This window comes from Nitrospira defluvii, from assembly GCF_905220995.1.
In the GTDB taxonomy this organism is placed as follows: domain Bacteria; phylum Nitrospirota; class Nitrospiria; order Nitrospirales; family Nitrospiraceae; genus Nitrospira_A; species Nitrospira_A defluvii_C.
Genome location: NZ_CAJNBJ010000001.1, coordinates 1034186 through 1052716, shown reverse-complemented (window position 1 = coordinate 1052716; position 18531 = coordinate 1034186). Strand labels below are relative to the sequence as shown.

16 protein-coding genes are annotated in these 18531 nt (G+C 57.4%); 2 read left to right on the top strand and 14 right to left on the bottom strand.

The features are described 5' to 3' along the window. The first annotated feature begins 60 nt into the window (after window positions 1-60). Entirely contained in the window at window positions 61-639 is a 579-nt protein-coding gene (pyrE, locus tag KJA79_RS05015; protein WP_213040887.1) for an orotate phosphoribosyltransferase, read from the top strand. Window position 640: 1 nt separating this feature from the next. Here pyrE and KJA79_RS05010 read toward each other — a convergent pair whose 3' ends face one another. After that, window positions 641-952, bottom strand: coding sequence for a hypothetical protein (locus KJA79_RS05010; RefSeq protein WP_213040886.1), 312 nt, complete (start codon window positions 950-952; stop codon window positions 641-643). A gap of 63 nt (window positions 953-1015) precedes the next feature. On the opposite strand from KJA79_RS05010, the gene KJA79_RS05005 reads away from it, so the two are divergent. After that, entirely contained in the window at window positions 1016-1441 is a 426-nt protein-coding gene (locus KJA79_RS05005; RefSeq protein WP_213040885.1) for a rhodanese-like domain-containing protein, read from the top strand. A 9-nt stretch (window positions 1442-1450) separates the two neighbouring features. On the opposite strand, the gene KJA79_RS05000 is transcribed toward KJA79_RS05005, so the two are convergent. The 13 genes from KJA79_RS05000 to nuoD all read right to left on the bottom strand — a co-directional run bounded on the left by KJA79_RS05000 (window position 1451) and on the right by nuoD (window position 18428). After that, a complete protein-coding gene (locus KJA79_RS05000; protein WP_213040884.1) occupies window positions 1451-2377 on the bottom strand; it encodes a phosphodiester glycosidase family protein in 927 nt (308 codons plus the stop codon). 133 nt (window positions 2378-2510) lie between these two features. After that, window positions 2511-4151 (bottom strand): response regulator, encoded by a 1641-nt coding sequence (locus KJA79_RS04995; protein WP_213040883.1) that lies wholly within the window; start codon window positions 4149-4151, stop codon window positions 2511-2513. A gap of 22 nt (window positions 4152-4173) precedes the next feature. Beyond that, entirely contained in the window at window positions 4174-4641 is a 468-nt protein-coding gene (locus KJA79_RS04990; RefSeq protein WP_213040882.1) for a response regulator, read from the bottom strand. Then, complete coding sequence (locus tag KJA79_RS04985) at window positions 4638-6137, bottom strand: sensor histidine kinase (protein ID WP_213040881.1); 1500 nt, start codon at window positions 6135-6137, stop codon at window positions 4638-4640. The genes KJA79_RS04990 and KJA79_RS04985 overlap by 4 nt, the downstream gene beginning before the upstream one ends. A gap of 153 nt (window positions 6138-6290) precedes the next feature. Then, on the bottom strand, window positions 6291-7787 hold the full coding sequence (locus tag KJA79_RS04980; protein ID WP_213040880.1) for an NADH-quinone oxidoreductase subunit N: 1497 nt from the start codon (window positions 7785-7787) through the stop codon (window positions 6291-6293). Then, window positions 7784-9439 carry a complex I subunit 4 family protein gene (locus KJA79_RS04975; RefSeq protein WP_213040879.1) on the bottom strand — a complete coding sequence of 552 codons (1656 nt, stop codon included), beginning with the start codon at window positions 9437-9439 and terminating at the stop codon, window positions 7784-7786. Before KJA79_RS04975 ends, KJA79_RS04980 begins: the two co-directional genes overlap by 4 nt. Window positions 9440-9443: 4 nt before the next feature. Next, window positions 9444-11003, bottom strand: coding sequence for a complex I subunit 4 family protein (locus tag KJA79_RS04970; RefSeq protein WP_213040878.1), 1560 nt, complete (start codon window positions 11001-11003; stop codon window positions 9444-9446). Between the two features lie 24 nt (window positions 11004-11027). Continuing rightward, window positions 11028-13031, bottom strand: a complete 2004-nt coding sequence (gene nuoL / locus KJA79_RS04965; protein ID WP_213040877.1) for an NADH-quinone oxidoreductase subunit L — start codon at window positions 13029-13031, stop codon at window positions 11028-11030. Between the two features lies 1 nt (window position 13032). Next, on the bottom strand, window positions 13033-13335 hold the full coding sequence (gene nuoK, locus KJA79_RS04960; protein ID WP_213040876.1) for an NADH-quinone oxidoreductase subunit NuoK: 303 nt from the start codon (window positions 13333-13335) through the stop codon (window positions 13033-13035). Then, a complete protein-coding gene (locus tag KJA79_RS04955; RefSeq protein WP_213040875.1) occupies window positions 13332-13856 on the bottom strand; it encodes an NADH-quinone oxidoreductase subunit J family protein in 525 nt (174 codons plus the stop codon). The genes nuoK and KJA79_RS04955 overlap by 4 nt, the downstream gene beginning before the upstream one ends. Window positions 13857-13867: 11 nt before the next feature. Beyond that, a complete protein-coding gene (gene nuoI, locus KJA79_RS04950; RefSeq protein WP_246507426.1) occupies window positions 13868-14455 on the bottom strand; it encodes an NADH-quinone oxidoreductase subunit NuoI in 588 nt (195 codons plus the stop codon). A gap of 44 nt (window positions 14456-14499) precedes the next feature. Beyond that, a complete protein-coding gene (locus tag KJA79_RS04945) occupies window positions 14500-17208 on the bottom strand; it encodes a molybdopterin-dependent oxidoreductase (RefSeq protein WP_213040873.1) in 2709 nt (902 codons plus the stop codon). Between the two features lie 77 nt (window positions 17209-17285). Further along, window positions 17286-18428 carry an NADH dehydrogenase (quinone) subunit D gene (nuoD, locus tag KJA79_RS04940; RefSeq protein ID WP_425518100.1) on the bottom strand — a complete coding sequence of 381 codons (1143 nt, stop codon included), beginning with the start codon at window positions 18426-18428 and terminating at the stop codon, window positions 17286-17288. Between the last annotated feature and the right edge of the window lie 103 nt (window positions 18429-18531).

Sequence of the window (18531 nt, the reverse complement as noted above, 5' to 3'; positions counted from 1 at the left end):
TCGAACGGCAGGGCCCCGCGCGGCCGGATGAAACCATCATTTAAGGGAGTGAGAGGACTCATGACGGTGCGAGATCAATTGATTGCCGCCTTCCATGCCACCCAATCGTTTAAATGGGATCCCGACAAGGGATTCAAGCTGGCCTCCGGGTTGATGAGCCCATTTTATGTCGACTGTCGCACCCTGATGGCGTTTCCGCATGCCCGCCACTTGGTGGCCCAACGAGCCTGGGAGGTCATCAAGGACCGGGAGATCGACTGTCTCGGGGGGTTGGAAATCGGTGCGATTTCCATCGCCACGTCGATCTCCGACTTTGTCTATCTGGCATCCCCGCGCCGGGAGTGGCGGACATTCTTCGTGCGCAAGCAGCCTAAAGACCATGGTCTTGGCCGATTGGTCGAGGGTGTCGTGCGAGCTGGGGACCGTGCACTTGTCGTCGATGATGTGCTCACCAGTGGTGGGTCGGTCGTGAAGGCGATTGTCGCGGCACGTGAAGCAGGGCTCGAGGTGAAGGAGGCTCTCGTCGTTGTCGATCGAAACGAGCAAGAGGGCCGAGCCCGTGTTGAGCAGTTAGGAGTCCGGGTGGTGAGTCTGTTGACGATCGATGAGCTGATGACGGGTCGGCCGACTGCCCCCTGAGCTACTTGCAGTCGAATTGGATTCCCCACCGCCGCTCCTCGACGACATCGCTCGATCCTGCGAGTGGGCTGGCCTGGCGTAGCCGCCCCTTGGTTTCTCCCTCGCGGACGATCGTGTGCCCGCGTGGGCATTTCTGGTCAATGAGGCGCATGGCATCTTTGCGGAATGAGGACAAGAGTGTGCCTTGTTCGGGCCGGTAGGGGTAGATGACGACGCCGCCATGGTCTGAGTCTTTGACCAGAATGGCGCCGTCTCCGCAGGCAGCCAGGAGCAAGCCCAGCGCAGGGCCTATCAGACTTGACCAATTTTTCATCGGGCTCCTATCATACGAGGTCCATCCCTGCCCCACCATGCTATAAGCAAAGGAGTGGTCGCCATGAGGTATATCATTTCTATCACGTGTGCAGTCGTGCTGAGTGGATTTCTCTTCCAGGAACCAGTGCCGTCCCTTGCCTATCATTCCTACGTCTTGAGCGTGCAACAGTTACGAGCCGGCCTGACCAAGGCACCCTCCACGAGCGCGAAGGGATTTGTCTTGGTCGATGTACGTTCCCCTGAGGAGCATGCGTCGGGCATGATTCCCGGCACAGACCTGAACATCGATTTTCGAGAGATGAAGGCGCGTCACCGGGAACTGGGTGCGAAGTTGGAAGACCACATCGTCGTGTATTGCCAATCGGGTCATCGCAGCAACATTGCCGCCGAAACCTTGGCCGATTTGGGGTACACGCATGTCTATAACGTGGTGGGAAGTATGAACGCCTGGACCGAGGCGGGATTTCCCGTCGCGCCAGGCCGGTGAGTCGGGGTGTCACGGTTTGCGGGGAGTCTGTAACGATTCTACAGGTGCCCCTGTCCTCACAGGTGTCCGGGGGCTGATCCCAATGACCGTCGGAAGGGGAATATGCACTCCCGTGTTGCCAGACAATAAGGATCGCCACGTCGATTGTGAAGCGGTTTCCTGGGCGGCATGGAGCAGGTCCTGGCTGGCGATGACATCAGACGATGCGCCCCCATCCATGGCCATTGCCTGCTGCAGTGAGGGCAGTTGCCGATGCAGGCAATCGGCCAGGTGATGGAGCGAGACGACGTCCGCCGTCTTAATGACCAGAATCGTTCCTTGCCCGTCTTCAGCCACCACTGTTTGAAACGCGCGCTTGCCGCTGTCTCTCACCCGAAGTTTGCCCATCCGGTCGAACAACATCAGTGACTGTGCGGCTTCGCGGTACAGCGGCGGATCCTCCGCGAATGCGTCGAAGGCCAGGTCGAAGACGCGGGCTTTTCGAAGTGTTCCGTCGGTTGGTTCTGCGGCGAACAGGCCTTGCCACGAATGATGTTTCTTGCTTCCGAGTGATCGCCCCTCTTTCAACAAGACGCCCAGATAGGAATAGTCTTCGCGAAACAAGCCCGCATTGAACATCACGTAGGCGTCGGTCCGTTGCTGCCAATCATGAATCGAGATCGGAGCTCGAAGCCCTTCATCGCGAAACTGGTGGATGGAAAACCGGAACCGTTCCGGGTCGATTTGGAGCATGAGCAAGGCGGGAACTTGCGGGCAGGTGTTGCTGGGGTTCCAGAGTGCCACCTGCATCCCGCTGGTCAATCGCTCCCAAGGGATTGCCTCTGCGGCAGTCGGCTGGGCCGGAAGGAGTGCGGTGAGCGAGAGTGAGATCAGGAGGCAGGAGAGCGCCCTTCCCCAACGATTGGACTGTGGTCTCAGCCGGCTGCGGTCCTTCATCAATTCCCGTTTCCCGTTGTCCGTGATGGTCTCGACAGGATATCTCGGCGCAACTCTCCTATGGCCAGAGTATAAGAAGGATGGACACATGGGTCAAACTGATGACCGGCGATGGTCGGCTTGAATAGGCCGGTTACGAGGCACGGGCGGTACGAGGGGCATGGCTCGGCAGTGGTGTCTGAAGGTGCGCCGGTCCGGTACCGGGCGAAGAGGAGTCCAGGAGTGCACGCACGGTACGAAGCAGCAGGTCCGGCGTGAACGGCTTCTGGAGGAAGGTGGTGCGGTGCGGGTCCATGTCGCTGTTGACGCAAATGTCGTCGAGGTATCCGGACATGAAGAGCACTCTGAGATTCGGCTTGATGACCGACAGATGTTCGGCCAGTTCTCGACCGTTCATGCCCGGCATGACGACGTCGGTCAACAGAAGATCGACGTGATAACTCTGTTGCGTGGCCGTCAGACAGGCTTCGACGCCGTTCTTGGCCTCGATCACCTGGTAGCCGGTTTTGAGCAACTCATGGCGCACGAGGTCGCGGACTCCGCTGTCGTCCTCGACCAGCAGAATGGTTTCAGATCCCTGGCGTGGCTGGGCCTGCGGGGATTCGGCGGAAGTGGTTTGGGTTTGCGGCGTGGCGCGCGGGAAATAGAGGTCGAAGGTCGTCCCATGGCCGACCTGGCTCCAGACGTCAATGCCGCCGCCGCAGGTCGTGACGATGCCAAACACGGTCGACAGGCCGAGTCCGGTGCCCTTGTGCGCCTCTTTGGTGGTAAAGAAGGGTTCAAACAAGTGGCTCAGGACGTCGGCATCCATGCCGCACCCGGTATCCGTCACCGTCAACTTCACATAGTGCCCGAGCGGTAACGGGTGAAGGTGGTGCATCGGGGTGCGTGCCAGCTCGACCTGTGACGTTTCAATGGCCAGTAGGCCTCCGTTGGGCATGGCGTCCCTGGCATTCACGACCAGATTCATCAGCACTTGTTCCAATTGTCCGGGATCGGCTTTCACATGGCCATTGTGGGGATCGGGCCGGACGACCAGTTGGATGTCCTCCCCGATGAGGCGGCGGAGCATCCCTTCCACGTTGCCGATGACTGAGTTGAGCGGTAGCACCTTCGGTTCCACCGGCTGCTTCCGGCTGAAGGCCATCAGTTGGCGAATGAGATTCGCGGCTCGCTCACCAGCCTTTTGCATCTCTTCGATCTTGGCGCGGATGGGACTGCCGACGGACAATTCTCCCAGCAGCACCTGGCTATGTCCCATGATGACGGTCAGCAGATTGTTAAAATCATGGGCAAGTCCCCCGGCCAGGCGGCCCACGGCTTCCATTTTTTGCGCCTGACGCAGCTGCTTTTCACTCATCCGTAACGCATCCTCGGCCCGTTTTCGCTCCAACCGCTCATCGAGTTCACGCAACGTTCTGCGAATGGATGGCACCAACCTGCCCAGCCGCTGCTTGGAAATATAGTCGGTGGCGCCGCGCTGCATCATGTCGACGGCGAACTCTTCTCCTTGCATGCCGGACACAAAAAGAAAGGGCACGTCGGGGTGGAGCGCCCGTGCGAGGTCGAGGGCCTCCGCTCCGTCGAAGCTGGGTAATGTCGTATCGGCGAGGATGAGGCTAAATCCCCCCTGGCGGAGGGCCGCGAGAAAGTCTTCGCGCGTGTGCACGCGTTTCACTTGGCAGGGAATGCCCGCGTTCCGGAGTGTGGAGTCGATCAGCTCCGCGTCCGCCTGGTTACCCTCAAGATGGATGAGTCGCAGGGGCTGAGTCATCGTATGGATCACGCTCGGAAGGTTATGCAGATCGGCCTGCTGCGCGGCTGGCGCCCTCAGGAGGCGGCTCGTTGATCATGCCCCAGAATACACCGAGTTCTTTCACGGCCTTCAGGAATTGGTGAAATTCAACCGGTTTGACCACGTACGCGTTGGCGCCCAGGGCGTAACTTTGAGCCAGATCCCGTTCTTCACGGGAGGAGGTGAGCATCACGACGGGAATGGGCCGCAGGTCGGCGTCATTCTTGATCGTACGCAACACTTCAAGTCCGTCGACCTTCGGCATTTTCAAGTCGAGGAGGACGACGGCTGGATTGCCCTGGAGTCTCGTCTTGAAGGGGCCGCGGCAATACAGGTAATCGAGTACTTCTGCTCCGTCATGACAGAGAATGACCTTGTCGGCCAGCTGATGTTCTTCCATGGCGGCGAGCGTGAGTTCGGCGTCGCGCGGATTGTCTTCTGCCAATACAATGGGTTTGGAGAGCGTCATGTGGAGGGCCTCGCTATCGGGAGGCTGACGTAAAAGGTGGCGCCTTTGCCGAGCGCCCCTTCCGCCCAGGTCTTCCCCCCATGTCGGTGAATAATTCGTCGGACATTGGCCAGCCCGATGCCCGTCCCTTCGAATTCGTCCGCGCGATGGAGTCGTTGAAAGACCCCAAAGAGTTTGTTCGCATACTGCATATCGAATCCTACCCCATTGTCGCGCACGAATAACACTGCTTCGTTGGGATCGTCGCTCCGGCTGCCGATTTCGATGGTGGCGTTCGGCTGCGTGCCGGTGAATTTAATGGCATTGGCGATCAGATTGACGAACACCTGTCGCAGCATGGCGGCGTCCCCCGTGACGTCAGGAAGTTGAGCGATTGTCCACGAGATAGTGCGATCTTGCAAGTCATGTCGAAGATCGTGCAGCACCGCCGCGATCAATTGGTCCAGATTCACCGTGCCGCGCAGCATTTCCTGCCGGCCCATACGGGAAAAGACCAGCAGATCGTCGATAAGTTGTCCCATCCGAGTGGCGGCTTCCGAGATCGTGTGGAGGTAGCGTTTGGCTTTGTCGTCAAGGGACAGGGCTGTGGCCTTCGCCAGCAGGGAGGCATAACCATCGATGTGCCGAAGCGGTGCGCGTAAGTCGTGCGAGACCGAATAGCTGAACGCCTCCAATTCTTTATTGGCCGCCTCAAGGAGTTCTCCGCGGTGATGAAGTTCTTCGGCGATGCGGCGTCGGGCGGTGATGTCATGCCGGATCAGGTAATATACGGCGGCAAGCAAGACGAACAGCAGGAGGGCACCGATGCTGAGAAGAATGATGCTGGAGCGGGTTGTGCTTGTGGATTCGATCACCCGTTGGGCAAGCGCCTTGTTTTCTTCCTGCTCCATTTGTGCCTGAAGTTTCCTTGCCGCCTCGAGTGAGGCCTTCGCCACACCGGTTAAGGCCATGCCCCGCACGGCCTCAAACCCCGTCTTGTTCCGTAATTCAATGGCGTTGCGTTCCTCTTGCAGTTGCTGGGTGATGAGTTGTTCGAGGTGCGTGACGTGCGCGCCCTGACTGCTGTCTGGGCTCGTAAGTTCTCGCAAGTAGCGGGCGAATTCAGGCGCGCGTTCGCGCAGCGTGTGGTAGGCCGCGAGATAACTCTCGTCTCCGGTGACGAGGAAGCGCCGGTGGCCATTTTCTGCGTCATCCATGGCTTGCCCCATGGCACCGAGCAGCTGGATGAACTCGTGACTCCGCTGGTCTTGGTGGCCGTTTCGGATGAGGATGGTCATGTTGCGATAGGAAATGACGGAAATGACCAGGATGCCCGCAAAGACCAAGCCGAAGCCAGCCAGGACGCGCTGTTCTATGGAGCGTTGTTGGATGCTTCGAAGGACCGAAGTGATAAATGAGTGCTGTGCCATGGCTCGCGCGCCCGGTTGCGGGGAGGGAAGAGCGACGTCGACATCGGCATCGAGAGTCTGTTGTTGTTTCGGTTCGTCCGTGCTCATGAAGAAAGCCCCGTGGCTTGGCCAGATGACAGGTGCAGGTCCTACAAGACGGCGTCGTGTGCAATCCATGGACTGCAGCCAATATTGTAGCAGAAGGCCTTGATATGCGAAGGGATTTGATGGAAACCGGAGGCAGCGATCGAGGCGAAGTCTTTAGCCTCCGAATGGCGTCGTCGGAGGATGAATGGATGCCGCCTGGCCCAGGAGATTGGAGAACATCAGGGTTGCAGATACCGCCCAGTCGAGGAACGGTTGGGGATAAATGCCGATCACCAGCGTTCCAGCAAGTCCGACATAAATCACCGCACGCAGTGGGCCCGTGGTCTTGATCGGAGAAGAATCAAGCGGTTCGTTGATGTACATCTTCTTGACCACGATCAAGTAGTAGTACATCGACACGACGATATTGACGAGCCCCACGGTGATCAGCGTATAGAGGCCTTCTTTGATCGCGGCGACAAAGATATAGAGCTTTCCGATGAAACCGGCGAGTGGGGGGACGCCGGCCAGCGAAAGGAGGAAAATCAGCATAGCAAACGCAAGAAACGGCGACCGCCGGTTCAAACCACGGTAGTCGTCGATTTCATCGCTGCCTAACGAATTGCTGATCGCCATGATGACGGCGAAGGCCCCTAGATTTGCGAAGAGATAGGTCAGCAGGTAAAACAAAATGGAGTCCGTGCCCATTTTGGTGCCAGCAGCCAGACCGATGAGGACATTGCCGACCTGTGCGATACCAGAATAGGCCAAGAGCCGCTTAATGTTTCGTTGCGCAATGGCCACAATGTTGCCGTAAGTCATGGAGAGGATCGAGGCCGCGACGATGAGCAACGCCCAGGCCGGCTTGAAGGTCGCGAGCGCGACAAGGAAAAGGCGCAAGAGGATAGCGAAGGCCGCGACCTTCGGCGCAATGGACAAGAAGGCCGTCACTGGCGTCGGGGCACCATGATAGGTGTCAGGAATCCAGGAATGGAAGGGTACGGCACCGATCTTAAAGCCTAGTGCGGCAAAGATGAGGAGGAAGCCGATAACGAGCCCGGTGGTCGGATTGGCGCCGGTCATGTCCGAAAAGACGAGCTTTCCGGTTTCTCCGTAGACGAGGCTGATGCCATATCCAAGCAGTCCTGCAGCAAAGACGCCGAGAATGAAGAATTTGAGGCCCGCCTCGTTAGAAGCCATGTCGTCCCGCAGGTAGGAAACGAGGACGTAGAAGCCAAAGGTGGCAAACTCCAGCGTCACGAAGAGTGACAGGAGATCGTTGGCCGAGGCCATGAACATCATGCCCAGCGCCGACATGGCAACGAGGAAATAGTATTCCCCCCGGAAAAACGAAAACCGGTGCACATAGTCGATGGAGAGCAGAATAACCAAAATAGTCGCCAGCAGAATCATGACCTTGAAGAAGATGGCCATGCGATCGACCACGAACATCTTGGCGAACAGGGTCCCGGTGATGCCGGTCATGTCGAACCATGCGAGGCAGGCCAGGGTAATCATGAGACCGAGGATAGTCAGGTATGCCAACTGCTCCTGCACGATTCGTTTGAACGAAAAATCCACGGCCAGAACCACGCACAGCCAGATGGTCAGAAACAGTTCTGGAAGGAGGAGCAAGAGGTCACTGGCGGAAAGCGTCAGGGAGAAGTTCATCGCGGGGTCACCTTCGCGATCGCCTCATGCGAAGCCGACACCGGCGTAATGGGCGAGCTGGCAAGTGGAATGTGAGTCGGCTGCTCCGCGACCGGCACGACTCTCGTGATACGGGCGATGAGCGGGTCGACGCCGGAGCGGACGACCGAGTAGAGGTGGCCGGGGAAGATACCAAAGCTCACGCTGACCATAATCATGAGGAGGAGCGGCATCCGATCGACCACGGCGACGGCGTCGTGGGAGTGGCTATATTTTTCCGCCATCGATCCATAGAAGAGCCCGCGCATCATCTTGAAGAGATAGGCCATGGTCAGCACGATGCCGAGGACGGCGACGACGACTTGGAAGGGGTACTTGTTCCAGCTACCGACAATGATCATGACTTCGGCAATGAAGTTCACGGTCCCTGGCATCCCGATGGAAGCCATGCAGCCGATGACGAAGGCAGCGGAGATGAACGGCATCCGGTTGGAAAGACCGCCGAGTGACGGAATGTCCCGAGTATGTGTTTGGTCATAGACCCAACCCGCCATAGCGAAGAGCATGCCGGTGGCCATGGCGTGAGCGAACATGTAAATCACGGCACCGCTGAGGCTGATGTAATCCAAGGCTGCCATGCCCAGGAAGACGTATCCCATGTGGCTGGAGCTGGAGTAGCCGATGACGTATTTGGTGTCCTTAGCGTAGTAGGCGACGAGGCCGCCATAAATGATGCTGAAAATGCACAGAACGGCGGCGATCGGCATCAGTTCACGGGTCGTCTCTGGCAGAATTTCAAATGCCACGCGAATGATGGAGAAATGCCCGAGTTTCATCAGCACGCCGGCGTGCAGCATGCTGGTTGCAGCCGGTGCCGCTGCGTGTCCGACGGGAGACCAGGAATGTAATGGCCAGATCGGAGCGATGGACGCAAACCCGAAAAAGATGAGTAACCAGATGAGCGTGGCCAATGGCCCGGAGAAATGGGCCTTTTCGCGTAGCACCAGGATATCAAACGTATTGAGCCCGGAGAATTTATAGATGAGCAAGATGCCCATGAGTGCGGCGACGGCGAACGCAGAAAGGAAGAGGACCAATTTCATCGCCGCATATTCTTTGCTGTTGGCGCCGAAGTTGAAAATGAAGCCGACGGAATCCCGAAGTTTCAAGCCTTCTGGGTCGGTCATTTCAAGGTACTTCTTTGTGTGACTACCCCACATCCCCAGGAGCAAGTACATCGGAATCACGGACATTTCGTAGAAGAAGTAGAGGAAGAACAGGTCGAGCGACATGAAGACGCCGATCGTGGCGGCAGCGAGAATCAAGATCCAGATGTAGAACTCTTTCATCCGGTCTTTGATGTGCCAGGATACGAATATGCCGGCAAAAAGCAGGATACCCGAGGCCAGCACCAGCGGTGTGCCGATGCCATCAACTCCCAGGTGGAGTGAGATGCCCAGTTGTCGCGACCACTCAATGCGCTGGATGAACTGATACCCGCCTTTTACCGGGTCGTAGGCATAAAACAGGTAGACCGACGCTACCAGTGTGACGAAGGCTGAGCCGGCCGCCACGCCGCGCACCAGCGACACCTGGCGGTTAGAGACGAAGATGAGCGCGAGTGCGCCGACGAATGGGGAGAATAAAATTATGAGGAGCGTGTATTCAGCCATGGTCTTACTTCGAGGGCACGTGAGTCACAGTGTTTACGGACGCCACTTTGGCGCGATCCAGCCGGTCGACGAGGGCCTGGATTGAGCCATTCATCATCCTCAGGAATGGAGATGGGTAGAGGCCGATCCACAAAATCATAATGGACAGCGAAAGCGCGATGGTGATTTCCCTCATGTGGAGGTCCTTGATGGCGGCAGAGACGTGTTTGCCGACAGGGCCCAGCATGGAGCGTTCGTAGTACCAGAGGAAATAGGCTGCGCCGAAGATTACGCCGAGGACCGCTACCGCACCAAACCACCATTTGGCCTTGAAGGCTCCCAGGAGGATCAAGAATTCTCCGACGAATCCGTTGGTGCCCGGCAATCCGATGGACGCCATGCCGATCAGGAGGAGAAAGGTGGCTAAGAGCGGCGCTTGTTTGGCAAATCCCCCGAAGGAGCCGAGGTGGGAGCTCTGTTGCCGTGTCGAGAGAAAGCCGGCCATGAAGAAGAGTCCTGCCGTGCTGAAACCGAGGTTGATCATGGTCAGCAGGCTGCCTTGGAGTCCTTGGAAATTCAGGGCGAAGAGTCCGACCACCACGAAGCCAAGGTGGCTGATGCTGCTGAAGGCAAGTAGCCGTTTGAAGTCGAGTTGGACCAACGCCACAACCGCCCCATACAAAATCGCGGTGAGGGCCAACACCATGACGATGGCAATCACCCCCTCACTTTTCGATGCCTCAGGAACCAGCGGGAAGGTGAATCGAAGGAAGCCGTAGGTGCCGAGCTTCATGCCTGCCAACATCACAGCCATGCCGATGGGCCCTTCGACCAAGGCATCCGGGAGCCAAGTGTGGAAGGGGAAGACCGGGGCCTTAAAGGCGAAGCCCATGAACATGAGCCAGAAGATCAAGATCTGCTGAGAGAGCGGAATCGGCACCGACAACAGTTCCAGCAGGTCGAAAGAATAGACATGGTCAAGGTGATGCGTGACGGCCCATTGGTGATAGTTGATGTCGAGCAGTGCGATGCCGACCAGCATGAAGACGCTGCCCAACAACGTATAGAGCACGTACTTGAGGGCGGCATAATGGCGATCGGCCCCGCCTCCCCAAAGCTTGATCAGGAAGTAGCTCGGGATGAGCATGAGTTCCCAGAACACAAAAAATAAGATGAGGTCTATCGATACGAAGATGCCGATGGTCGTGGTTTCGAGTGCGAGGAGCGCCATAAAATAGAGGCGCACTTGGTGGCGGATCGTGTCCCAGGAGTAAATGACGACCAGGACAGTGAGAAATGCCGTCAACCCTACGAAGAGCACGCTGATCCCGTCCACGGCGAGGTGATAACCGATGCCGAGCGCCGGAAGCCATCGCGCATGTTCTGCAAACTGCATGGCTGCAGAGTCGGGGACGAATCGTGCCAAGACGAGGCACGCGAGCGCCAGTTCCACCAGGGTGATGCCCAGGGTCATGGACTTGAGGAGATCCTCGTCGTCAATCAGCCAGAGGACTGCCGCCCCGACCAAGGGGAGGAAGATCAGGTACGACAGGATGGGAAACCCGAAACTGAACTCTTCAAGCATCGTAAATCCAAAAAATCTGCCGCGTCAGCGTGCTGAATACCCGGTGGATCCGCCTCCGGTCCAAATTAACAAGATGAGGTGGACGAGGATGAAGAGTCCCGCCACGATGATGGCCGCATATTGATGTACCATGCCGGTTTGTAGGCGGCGCCACGAGCGCGCCAGGAGGTGATTCCCGTAGCCGATAATATTGAGACCGGCATAGACGACGTGTTTTTCCGTCCAGGTGATCGCGGCGGAGCTGAGGTCTGTGCCCCGGTCGATACCCCGGACGAGTCCGTCGATAATGGTTCGATCGAACCAATCGCAGAGTTTCCCCAACTGCTTTGTGGGCTCCACGAAGACGGTATCGTACAGCTCGTCGACATAATACTTGTTGAGCAGCGTGGTGTAGGCGCCGGGCATGCGTTCGGCGAGGGCTGTGGCCGCGGTCGATGGGCCGCTATAGAAATAATGTGCGAGTCCCCAGCCAAGGAGTGCGATGACCGTAGCTGTGCCCATCAGGCCGAACATCAGTGCGGGCGGTGTCGCATGTTCCTCGCCTGCGACCCCTGCGACGGAATGGAGGAAATGGTGGAACCAGCCGTTTTCAGGCGGCACACCTGGAAAGCCTCCGACGACCGAGAGGGTGGCAAGGACAATCAATGGTCCGATCATGACCATGGGTGATTCATGAACGTGTTCGGCCGTGTGATGATCGAGCCGGGAAGTTCCATAAAATGTCAGGTAGGTGAGGCGGAACATATAGAACGATGTCAGGAATGCGCCGATTGCCGCCATACCGTAGAGCAGGTAATGGTGGTGGACGAACGCATGACCCATGATTTCGTCCTTGCTCCAGAATCCCGCGAGTGGCGGGATTCCGGCAATAGCAATGGTACCGATCAGAAAGAGGGTATGGGTCCACGGTATCTTCGACTTGAGGGCGCCCATTTTCCGGATGTCCTGCTCGCCCGAGAGCGCGTGGATCACGGATCCGGCCGAGAGGAACAGTAAGGCCTTGAAGAATGCGTGGGTCATGAGGTGGAACACGGCGGCGGTGTAGGCACCAAGACCGCAACCAAGGAACATATACCCGAGCTGGCTGACCGTGGAATAGGCCAGGACCCGTTTGATGTCTGTTTGGACGAGCCCGATGGTGGCGGCGAACAGGGCCGTCAGCCCCCCGATCCAGGCGACTGTGGTCATGGCGATGGGCGCCAGGTCGAAAATGGCATGGTTACGAACGATCATGTAGACGCCGGCGGTGACCATGGTGGCGGCGTGAATCAGCGCGCTGACCGGCGTTGGGCCTTCCATCGCATCCGGCAACCAGGTGTAGAGAGGAAGTTGTGCGGATTTTCCGACGGCACCAACGAGAAGGCAGAGGGCGATGGCTGTCGCCATTTCTGGCGAGAGCTTGGCCGCGTTCTGCATGACTTGCGTGTAATCGAGTGTCCGGAAGTTGACGAAGACGAGGAAAATGGCCAGGAGGAATCCGGCGTCACCGATTCTGTTGACCACAAAGGCCTTGGTGGCGGCCTTGGCTGCTGACACTTTGTCGTAGTAGTAGCCGATCAGCAGATAGGAGCAAAGGCCCACTCCCTCCCAGCCGATGAACAACACCACGTAGTTGTTGCCCATGACCAGGAGCAGCATCGACACCATGAAGAGGTTCATGTACACGAAGAAACGCGTAAACCCCGCTTCCCCATGCATGTAACCGACGGAATAGACGTGAATGAGGAAGCCGACGCCGGTGATGACCAGCAGCATGATGCAAGTAAGCGGGTCGATCAAATAGGCGAGGTTGATGGTGAGGTCGCCGCCGAAGATCCATTTATAGGCGATGACTTCACGCGCCGCGCCCGTGCGGAGCGTTTCCGTAAACACCGCCAGGACACAGAGAAAGGACATCAGGACCGATCCCCACGCGAAGCGATGCGCAAGGTCGTGCGAGTAGCGGTGTCCGAAAAGGCCGTTGACAACGACAGCCATCAGCGGAAACAGGGGAATCAATTTGACGATCAGATCGATAGAGTCAGACACGTTACCACTTCAACAGGTTCATTTCGTCGACGTTCGTGGAAATTTTTCCGCGGAACACCACAATGATGATCGCGAGCCCGATGGCCGCCTCCCCCGCCGCAATGGCGATGATAAACAAGGCGACGATTTGTCCTTGCATGGATTCGAGATAGTGCGAAAAGGCGACCAGGTTGATCGTGGCCGCGTTCAACATGATCTCGACGGACATTAGCACGATAATGAAGTTGCGACGGATGAGCACCCCGAGGAGACCTGTTGTAAACAGGATGGCGCTGACCACGACATAGGCGGATAAGGGAATCATGCGTCCCGCCTCGTTTCAATCGACTTGGGAGTTTTGGCCAGCACAATCGCGCCGACAATGGCCCCTGTTAGAAACACACCGATGATTTCAAACTGGAGCAGATAGTCGCTGAACATCTTGATACCGACGGCATGGGCGTCTCCGTTGAGGAGGATGGCAGCCGTTGACGCATCGCCGCGTGAACCGCTAAACGGCGAGCGGACCAGCAGAAACACGAGATAGGCCAAGCCGATCGCAGCTGGAGCCAGCAGATAGGGAGTCTTGGCGTGGAAATATCGGTCATCGGTTTTGAGGTTCAGCAGCATGAGGACAAACAAATAGAGCACCAAGATCGCTCCGGCGTAGACGATGACTTGTACCGCCCAGAGAAATTCGGCGTTGAGCATAACGAACAGGCCTGAGACGTGAAGGAGCAGGGCCAGGAGGGCGAGGCCGCACTGGACCGGGTTCTTCAGCGAGACCGTCAGAATGCCGGCGACAATACTGACCACTGCGAAATACGCGAAAAACAGGAAAGCCATAACGGTACGGTTCAGCTCAAATGTTTGGGTTGTGACTGTGTAGGCTTGAGGACTGATTGTGGAAAGTAATAGCGATACTCTCGACTCTCGTCCGAGTTCTTTTCTTGGTTGTGCGTATAGAGATATTTCTTGGCGTCGTCGAGATGGCGTGCGCCGACCTCGTAGAGGCGCTTCTTGTCGAAAAGGAGGGTACGTTTGTCGTGAGTGGAGAATTCATACATCTTGGTCATGGCCAGCGCATTGACCGGACAGGCCTCCACGCAATAGCCACAAAACACGCATTTGGTAATATCGATATAGAACTCACTCGCGAATCGTTGTAAGGGCCGTTCTGGATCTTCCTGGCTGATGACCTTGATGCAGCGGGATGGACAGGCCGCTTCACAAAGGTCGCAGCCGACGCAACGGTCCCGTCCGTCGGCATAACGGAGCAACCCGAGCGCGCCGCGATGACCATCAGGAATCGTGCGTTGCTCGCGAGGGTACTGGAAGGTGATGGGCCGGTGAAACATATGTTTGAACGTCACCTTCATGGCGTCCCATATTTCGTAGAACAACGCGGCATGAAGAATTTTTTTGGTCAACGCCCCGACACTCATTCCCACCACCTCTAGCGACATCAAAAAGACGGACGAGCTTACTCTTACGCACCAACCTTTTCAATCGTTACACGAGTCGATTTGAAATATGGCACCCCGGTCACTGGATCGGCCTCCGTGGTCATCAAATCTTTCACCGGCGGTTCGTTGAAATGTTCAGGGAAGAAGCAGGACCCGGCCTGAATGTCCGGGTCGGCTTTCACCCCCGCCTGCACGGAGCCTTGTCGAGACGTCAGTCGAACGGTGGACTGCTCGGTGAGGCCGAGTTTCTCCATATCGGCCGGATTCATTCGTATCCGTCCGTTGTTGGGCTCGATGTTGATGAGTCCCGAAGCCTGGGTGGACATTTTCCCTGAGTGATAGAGCACTTGCCCCATCGTGAGGACAAATGGCCGGACATCGTCACCTGGAGAAGCTTCTGCTGCAGGGCGACGATAACGTTTGGGGACCTCGGCTGCATAGCCGTTCGAGAGATAGGCGTCTGGCGAGGGCGAGATCCGCCGAGGCTGGCCGAGATTGTAGTAACCGGGCAGCAGCTTCATGATTTCGTTCTGCACGTCCTGAGGGGATTGGTAGGGCCACTCGTAGCCAAGGCCGTTGGCCAGTGCGGTCATGATGTGCCAATCCGGCAGGCTTTCGCCGACATGATCGAGGGCCTGTCGGACGCGCAATACTTTCCCCTCAAGGTTGGTGAAGGTGCCGTCTTTTTCGGCATAGGTAGCTGCGGGCAGCACGACGTGCGCGAGTTGGGCCGTCTCAGTGAGGAACGGATCCTGGACAATCAGGAGTTGCAGCTTTTCGAGGGCGCCCTTCACGTTCATCGAGGCGGGCAAAGTGGCTAACGGGTTTTCTCCGATTACGTAGAGGGCTTTGATTTGGCCGCTGTGAATGCGCGCCAGAATCTCAAGCAGGTTGGCACCAGTCCCGGTGGCGGGCAGGGTGACTTCCCAAGCCTTGCCGAAGCGTTCACGTGCGCCTGGATCATCGAAGCGAGCCTGTCCGGGCAGAAATTCGGGCGCAACACCCATGTCGATGGCGCCCTGTTCATTGCCCTCTTCGGTAACGGTCGTCACGCCGGATCCCGGCTGTCCCAGTTTCCCTGTCACCCAGGCGAGGTCGATCAACTTGAGGACATTCTGGTAGCCATTCGACCGACGAACGATGCCTTCAGCGCACAACGCAATGGCACGCGGGGCTTCGGCGAATATGGTCGCTACCTCGCGGATCTGAGCGATCGGGATGCCGGTCTGAGCGGAAACCTGGTCGAGTGAAACCTGTGCGACCGCCTCCTTGAGCGCCGCAAACGCCTGCGGGTGCTGCGCCGTGCTCGTTTCATCCACGAGATCCTGCTCGATGACGGCCTTGACGAGTCCATCGATCAGCAGTGGTTCAGTCCCAGGCTTCACCAAGAGCGGATGCGAAGCGAGTTGGGCGATGTTGGTCGTGGCCGAGTCTACGACGATCACCTGGGAGTGATAGACGCGGATAGCTTCCTTGATGCGGACGGCCGTCAACGGGTTGGTTTCGGTGATGTTCGAGCCGATAACAAGGATGGCCTTGGCTTTGGTGAGATCCTCCCAATCATTTAGCGGGCGGCCGATGCCGACGGCATGTCGAACGGCATGCACGTAATTCAGATGACCGTACCGCGCGCTACTGTCGAGTTGGTTGGTTCTGAGACCGGCCCGCATGAGCTTTTGGAACAAGTAGAGCTCTTCGTTCGTGCAGCGGGCGGTGATGAGTCCGGCGATGGACTCAGGGCCATGCTTGCGGTGGATGTCGGAGAGCCGGTCGATAACCGTTTGCATGGTGTCCAGCCAAGGCGTTTCCGTCAAGGTGTCACCAATGCGGACCAGGGGCTGTCGAAGCCGCTGCTCGCTGTCGATGTACTGAAAGCCGAATCGGCCCCGGACGCAGAGCCCGCCGTGGCCCTTGGCAGTTTCGGAGCGATCACCCCATTTATTCTTCCACGAGAGCGGCGACGTGACGCGGACCACTTCGGTGTCCTTGGTCTCCAGGTGCATCTGGCAGCCGTCACCGCAATAGTTGCACGTGGTCGTAGTCTTCTTCATCTGCCAGGGCTTGTACAAATACTTGGAGTATTTGTTCGTGATGGCTCCGACGGGACAGACCGCCAGGCAGTCTCCGCAGAATTCACAGGCCAGCGGCTGGTCGCCCTTGGCCACGACTTGGTTGAAACCGCCCTTTTTCATGAATTGCAGCGCGTCGATCATCAGCACGTCTTTGCAGACGTTGATGCATTCTGCGCACGCGATGCAGCGATTCATGTTGAAGTCCAGCACCAGACTTCGCGTGTCCTCGGGAATGAATTTTTGCTTGGCGTTGGCGAGATTGGTGACGCCATGCTGGAACGCCATATCCTGGAGTTCGCAATGTCCGTCGGCATCGCAGACCGGACAATCCAGTGGGTGGACGGATAGGTGTTTTTCGACGGCTTTCTTGCGCGCCGCGAACAGATCGTCGCCCTCGGTTCGGATGACCATGCCGGCTGCGGCCTTTGCGGTACAGGAGCGAACCGGTGCCTTCTTGCCTTCTTGCATCACCAGGCACATGCCGCAAGATCCGAAAGGATCAAAGGTATAGTGGTAGCACATGGCAGGGATGATCTTGCCCGTGCTGGCAATGACGTCGTAGAGCGAGACGCCGTCCTTTGCCGATACCGTTCTTCCATCAATAGATAGTTCTATGGTAGCGGCTTCGACGTCGGGATTGGTCGCTGGTTTCAGGCCCATGGTTCCTCAACTACGATTTATCGATTCGGCGATCCGTCGAACGACAGGGTTGTCATTCTTTCAGATCACTCCATGCGTCAACGGTCACATTCGCCCATGACGATGTCGTAGGTTCCAAAAATCGTCACGGCGTCGGCGATCATATAGCCTTTCGACATATGATCGAACGCGCCCATGTGAATGAATGAGGGCGCGCGAATTTTGAGTCGGTACGGCTTTCCGCCGCCCGTACTCACGATGTAAAAGCCCAGCTCGCCTTTATGCGCCTCGGTCCCGCAGTAGATTTCTCCGGGAGGCGCGTTGAATCCTTGTGAAAACAGTTTGAACTGCTGAATCATGGATTCCAGGTTGGTGAACACGCGTTCCTTGGGAGGCAGGGTCACGCTGGGGACGTCGGCCATGATCGGCCCGTCCTGGATTTGTTCAAGACACTGGCGGATGATCTTGACGCTTTCGTACATCTCCTGCACGCGAATCCAATACCGATCATAGGTGTCGCCGTTCTTGCCGACGGGGACGCTGAATTCACACTTCGGATAGGCCGAATAGGGTTCGTATTTGCGAAGGTCGTAGTCGACGCCGGAGCCGCGCAGGGTCGGTCCGCTCAGCCCGAAGCTCAACGCATCCTCGGCCGAGATCACGGCCACGCCCTTGGTTCGCGCGAGCCAGATGCGGTTCTTCTCCAAGAAGATCACGTATTCGTCGATTTTCGGCGGGAAGTAATCGAGGAATTGCTTCAACTTGGCGAACAAGGATGGTGTAAAGTCCCGTTCCACACCCCCGATGCGGTACCAGCTGGTGGTGAGTCGCGCGCCGCACAGCTCGTCAAACCAGTCCAGCAGAATTTCACGGTCTCGGAAGCAGTAAAAAAAGACCGTCATCGCTCCAATGTCGAGTGCCTGAGTGCCCAGCCAGAACTGGTGGCCGATGATGCGCTGAATTTCCGCCACGATCGTCCGCAGATACTCGGCTCGGTCCGGCACTGTGATGTTCATCAATTTTTCAACCGCCCGGCAGTAGGCGAAGTTGTTATACATCGCGCATACATAGTCGAGGCGATCGGTGTGCGGGATGAATTGATGATAGGTTCCCTCCTCGGCCAGTTTTTCCACTCCTCGGTGGAGAAAGCCCATGACCGGGGTTGACTTGACCAGCCTCTCGCCTTCCAACTCAAGGATGACTTTCAACACCCCGTGAGTGCTCGGGTGTTGCGGTCCCATGTTGAGGAGGAGCTCTTCGGTCCTCAGTGTCGGGAGCGTCTCGCTCTCCGGGTGTTCGGGATCGACTTTATAAACGGTTGTTCGTTGATCTTCGAACTGCGCC